This is a genomic window from Microcystis sp. M_OC_Ca_00000000_C217Col (assembly GCF_007095585.1).
Classification (GTDB): Bacteria; Cyanobacteriota; Cyanobacteriia; order Cyanobacteriales; family Microcystaceae; genus Microcystis; species Microcystis panniformis.
Genome location: NZ_SFBV01000107.1, coordinates 1 through 5580, shown reverse-complemented (window position 1 = coordinate 5580; position 5580 = coordinate 1). Strand labels below are relative to the sequence as shown.

General features: G+C 41.0%; 5 protein-coding genes and 1 pseudogene. 2 read left to right on the top strand and 4 right to left on the bottom strand.

Features of this window, described 5'->3' with window-relative positions:
* Window positions 1-147, top strand: a pseudogene (locus tag EWV66_RS06545) (Uma2 family endonuclease); the annotation flags it as partial.
* Window positions 148-1280: 1133 nt separating this feature from the next.
* Window positions 1281-2909 carry a cation:proton antiporter gene (locus EWV66_RS06540; RefSeq protein WP_081417849.1) on the top strand — a complete coding sequence of 543 codons (1629 nt, stop codon included), beginning with the start codon at window positions 1281-1283 and terminating at the stop codon, window positions 2907-2909.
* Here EWV66_RS06540 and EWV66_RS06535 read toward each other — a convergent pair.
* The 4 genes from EWV66_RS06535 to EWV66_RS06520 all read right to left on the bottom strand — a co-directional run bounded on the left by EWV66_RS06535 (window position 2866) and on the right by EWV66_RS06520 (window position 5463).
* On the bottom strand, window positions 2866-3582 hold the full coding sequence (locus tag EWV66_RS06535; protein ID WP_287108939.1) for a potassium channel family protein: 717 nt from the start codon (window positions 3580-3582) through the stop codon (window positions 2866-2868). The genes EWV66_RS06540 and EWV66_RS06535 overlap by 44 nt on opposite strands.
* Window positions 3583-4141: 559 nt before the next feature.
* Window positions 4142-4348 carry a hypothetical protein gene (locus EWV66_RS06530; RefSeq protein WP_052276011.1) on the bottom strand — a complete coding sequence of 69 codons (207 nt, stop codon included), beginning with the start codon at window positions 4346-4348 and terminating at the stop codon, window positions 4142-4144.
* A gap of 399 nt (window positions 4349-4747) precedes the next feature.
* On the bottom strand, window positions 4748-4987 hold the full coding sequence (locus EWV66_RS06525; RefSeq protein WP_002773190.1) for a DUF2442 domain-containing protein: 240 nt from the start codon (window positions 4985-4987) through the stop codon (window positions 4748-4750).
* A 320-nt stretch (window positions 4988-5307) separates the two neighbouring features.
* Complete coding sequence (locus tag EWV66_RS06520; protein WP_249264864.1) at window positions 5308-5463, bottom strand: hypothetical protein; 156 nt, start codon at window positions 5461-5463, stop codon at window positions 5308-5310.
* Window positions 5464-5580: the final 117 nt, after the last annotated feature.

Below are 5580 nucleotides of genomic sequence, written 5' to 3'. Positions count from 1 at the left end.
GAAGACGGTTATCAAGAAAAGGAAAATAGTCTTCTCTTTCCCGATATAAATATCAAGAAACTTTTTCCCTATTATGTTGAATTAGGCTGGAATCAAGGTTCTAGTCTTGCTTTACGTCAATTTGAAGCTTTAGAGAATTTTAGTTAATAATCAGGGCTGGTTATGGTGGTTTTCTCAACTAGACTCAGTGAGACTAACAATTAGAAGGTCATGCCAGCCTGTTAGTGATTGCTCTTGGTTTTACTGAACAAGTTTTTGCATTGGCGTTGTAATAAACAAGAGAGCGGTTTATATTACCCAAAAAATCTCCACAGACAACATCAAATAAATTTATTTTTATCAATTCAAATACAAGAAAAAACAACTCTAGCAGTTATCTTAAGGGTGAGGCAGGAAGTCTCTGATTTTAGGAAACACTGGAACCAGAGATGATGCTAAATCCCGTCATTTCGTCCCTACCACAATTTGGGCATTTTGTCAAAAAAAATTTGACTTTGCAACAAAACTACACAAAAATTAGATCAACGTTGTTAGGGGAAAAAAGGGATAATTGGCGCAAGTGTTTGGTTTGGCTAAAAGGGAAAGTCTAGATTTAGCAATGGTTTCAAGGCAAGCTAGACCTTGAAAAGTCCAAAAAAGCACAGAAAAATCCACCATAGCATAATGCAAAATTATACCAGAATCGCTGGAAGTATTGTCAACTCGTAAATAAATAGAAATTATTCTCAATAAATTCTTAAGTAAAAATAAATATTACCAATTGTAAATTTAAATATTTTTAAGTATTGAAGGTATTTGCATATAAAATACTTATCATTTTGCCCCGATTGCCTCTAACTTTTCCCTCCCCACAGCAATCACCGGGTAAATAGAAAATTTCTCATTCTTTCTCCTAGAGATGAAGTACAAATTTGTGTGGAAACGAGGTCTATACTGATAGTTTATTCCGCCAAATAGCACTAAAAGTCTTGCCTGATAAGCATTTCACGATTCCATAAGCAAAAATTATCACACAAAGTCGAGAAGAGCCATTAATCCTTACTCATCAAGTATTTTAAGTAGCTGGGTGGAATTAAATATAAAATGAACGTAGGTTGGGTTGAAGCATGAAACCCAACGCCCGATTATGTTACGCTACCGCTAACCCATCCTACAAATAATTGTGCCTACCTACTTAGCAACAATAACTAACCGTATCTATCTGAGAAAGGCTGTAACTACCATAACCTCCGTTATATTGTAAAAATAGTCAAGTTCTTAATTCTCGGTAAAATCGTCCTATGAGGGGAGAATTATTAGTAGCCTGGGCAGCACAACAAAAATCCTTCGATAGCAATTCTGCTGTGAACAGCCAAACGGTGGGAGACATTCCTGAACTGGTTCTTGTCTTGATCCTGCTGCTACTGATTGCCACTGCCGTAGCTCTAGTAACCCAGCGATTACGCATTTCCTATGTGGCAGGTTTAGTCTTAGCAGGATTACCGATTACCGATCTGTTATCTCGTCGTATTGGGTTAGATCCGTTTTTAGTGCTTAACCTTTTTCTGCCGATTCTGATTTTTGAAGCGGCGATTAATACCGATATCAGCCGTCTTCGCAGTACCTTTAAACCGATCGCACTGCTGGCAGGACCCGGCTCGGTTTTTTCTGCGGCGATTATTGCAGTTTTGGTAAAATTTGGCCTGGGGCTAGATTGGATTCCCGCCTTACTGGTGGGAGTGATTCTAGCAAATACCGATACTGTCTCAATAATTGCCGTCTTTAAGGAAATTCGGGTTCCCTCTAGGCTCTTGACTATTGTGGAAGGGGAAACACTATTTAATGATACAGCCGCACTCGTCACCTTCAATTTGCTCTTGGTGATTTACGCGACCGGAACCATCAGCACCACACAAGTTATCGAGGAAGTGTTGATCGTTGCTCTGGGTGGGGGATTAGTGGGTGCTGTCCTGGGCTATCTGTGTCTTCCCATCTATGTGCGCTTACGGGATCCGCTGAGTAGCCTGTTGCTTACGGTTGCGCTTGCCTTGGGAGCTTTTCAACTCGGGCAGTTTTTGGGTGTATCGGGAGCGGTGGCGGTAGTTATTGCCGGACTTGTCTTTGGTAACTTGGGGCTGCCTCGCAGCGCCTCTGCATCCGATCGCATTACCCTGATCAGTTTTTGGGAATATGCCGGTTTTATCGTCAATACCTTTATTTTTCTGCTCATTGGCATTGAAATCAACCCCTTGACCCTATGGCAAACCTTGCCATCGATTGTGCTGGTCATTTTGGCTTATCAATTGGGGCGTATTCTGTCAGTATATTCTTTACTATCGGTACTTCGCTGGATCGATCGACCAATCCCCTTACGCTGGCAACATATTCTGATTTTGGGCAACATCAAGGGTTCACTCTCCATGGCCCTAGCGGTTGCCATTCCTTTGGCTCTAACAGGGCGGGAATTGATCATCGAGCTAGTCTTTGGGGCTGTGTTATTTTCTCTGGTTATCCAAGGATTAGCCTTACCCTGGTTAATTAAAAAGCTCAATATTAGTCAGGTTTCGGCAGTAACACGGGATATTGGACAGTTACAGCTGCAGTTGATCGCGTCGAAAGCGGCACAAGATGAGTTAGCCAATTTACTGAAATCCGGCGTTTTACCGAAAGCAGTGTACGAAGAACTGTGGGCATCTTATCAGGCAAAAGTGGCGGTATCGGAACGGCTGCTGCGGGATGCTTATAATCAGTCTCGATCGGGGCAAATGGAGCCTAACAACAGTCAGTTAGATGCCATTCGACGACGATTGTTCCTCGCCGAGAAAGCCGCCCTGGGGGATGCACTTCGCAAACGCATTGTACCAGAAGATTTAGTACAATCCTACGTTAAAGGTTTGGATGAGAAACTTCTATCGTTGGACGATGATTAGTTTGAATGCCGAGGTAATCGATCATCGGTTTGACGAATTCCGGACGAGTAACCACCAAAATAGTTGAGTCGGCTTCTAGGACGGTATTGCCGTTGGGAATCTCTAAACTGGCAGAAGCGTGACACTGATAGCCAATAATCAGCGAACCGGTCGGAAAGTTGGCATCTTGAGCGATTTGGGCAACGGTACGCCCAGCTACATAACAATCCTTGGGGACGGGCAGCTTTAACACTTCCACTTGCCCCTGTTCAAAGTGCATCATCGATTCTACTTCGGGGTATTCGATCGCATTGGCCATGGTGGCAACGGCTAAATCAATCGTGCTGATGATGTGACTAGCTCCAGCAAGACGATAGGCTTCGAGAAATTCGCGATCGCACATTCTCACCACAATATGGGAAATGCCATAACTTCTAGACAGGGTGACTAGGGCTAGATTCATCGCATCGTCCCTTAGTGCGGCCACAACCGCGTTAGCTTGTTGAATCCCCGCCTCTAGCAGAACTTTCGTGCTGACAGCGCTCCCCTCAAAGGCCATGACACCAATTTTTTCCCGGGCAAACCGACAAGCTAAAGGGTCCACATCAACGATGGCCACGGTGTGTCCCAAGTCTAAAAGTTGTTGGGCTAAACCTAGCCCCATCATTCCCGCCCCACCAATTAAAACGTACATAGCGGCTCTTTACTTAACAAAATACTGCCTAAGTAGGTAGGCGTTAAAAATTATCAGATGCCCCCCTTATTCAGGGGGATCCCCCCGCCTATCGGCACCCCCCTTATCAAGGGGGGCAGGGGGGATCGAACCTAAAATCCATTTTTAATTTAATTATAACCAGCTACTTAATTAAGTGGTTTCAATTAGATTATAACCAGCTACTTACCCAAAAAATCTCCACAGACAACATCAAATAAATTTATTTTTATCAATTCAAATACCAGAAAAAACGGTTCTTCGTTACTTGGTATGGTTCTTAATTGATTAGTTCGCTCTAGAGCAAAAACAATTGACAAAAATCGCTAAATGCCTTTCTATATAAGGGTTCCATCCCTTATAACCCCCGTCCATTGCATAACACAAACCGAAGAGCCGAAAAAACAACTCTAGCAGTTATCTTAAGGGTGAGGTAGAACAGATAGAGATGATGCTAAATCCCGTCATTTCGTCTTTACCACAATTCGGGCATTTTGTCAAAAAAATTTTGACTTTGCAACAAAACTACACAAAAATTAGATCAACGTTGTTCGGGAAAAAAGGCATAATTGACCAAAGTGTTTGGTTTGGCTAAAAGGGAAAGTCTAGATTTAGCAATGGTTTCAAGGCAAGCTAGACCTTGAAAAGTCCAAAAAAGCACAGAAAAACCCACCATAGCATAATGCAAAATTATACCAAAATCGCTGGAAGTATTGTCACCTCGTAAATAAATAGAAATTATTCTCAATAAATTCTTAAGTAAAAATAAATATTACCAATTGTAAATTTAAATATTTTTAAGTATTGAAGGTGTTTGTATATAGAATACTTATCATTTTGCCCCGATTGCCTCTAACTTTTCCCTTCCCACAGCAATCACCGGGTAAATAGAAAATTTCTCACTCTTTCTCCTAGAGATGAAGTACAGAGTAATCCTTACTCATCAAGTAAGCTAAACGGCTTTTACTTCGGATCACCGATATAGACTCCAAAAGGGTTATAGCTATTGGATCATGCAGGTTAAGCGCCGTTTAGCTTATTTTAGCGACAATAACTAACCTCATCTCTCTGAGAAAGGCTGTAGCGAAAGAAAATCTGATCAGTGGGAGCGTTACTTTTGTTGTCGGGGTTCCTCGATCGAACTGTTCTAGGTTTGGGAAATGGAGTCAAGATAGAGAGTATCCGGACAGATATCTTGTTCGTTCGGCCAAGTTACCGTACCATCTAAAATTTTTACTTGATTAAAATACTGTTTGTTTTTAAGTTCTTGAAAGATGCCAAAATCGAGCAGTGGTGAACAATCATAAATTTTCTTTTCTTCATTAGTAAAGATGAGTTGTAATTGATAGTTTGGCAAAGGGATAACTTCTTTAACTCTAGGATTCATGATTTATCTCAGTGGTTCAATTTTATACAGTTGTTGTCCTGAAATCGAAGGACTCTCGCTCGGAAATAGCCTCGATCGAATAAAATTCTTTCATCGACAATCGCGAAAGAGTTCACAATCGAACTCTCAGATAATTTCCGTTTAACCTTGCGAATATAATCGGCTATCTCCATCTAATTTGATCGTAAACTTATCTCTTTTCTAGCTGCCAATAGCATTTCATAATAAACATTCCACTCGAAATAATCCATAGCGTCCCCTAGCTCACCAGAACGAAATCTAGGATAGAATTCTTCCGAACTCATGGGATATTGATTTTCCTATTGCTTGATACGGGTTTCTAAATCCAAAATTTGAGCGTTAATCTGCAAATTTTCCCGTTGTTCGCTCTCAATTTTTCGATTCAGTAACTCTCTTTCTTCCTCGGAGAGAGAGAGAATTATTCGCGCGAGAGAATCAATCAGTTGGGTGTTCATTAGACCTCTTGCATAATTTTTTTATGGTATAATATAAGGTTTTGCTTTTTTCTCAATTCTTAGATTGAAGTGGAAAAAAGAATAAAATGTGATCTTAGGTGAGGAAATCATCTATAA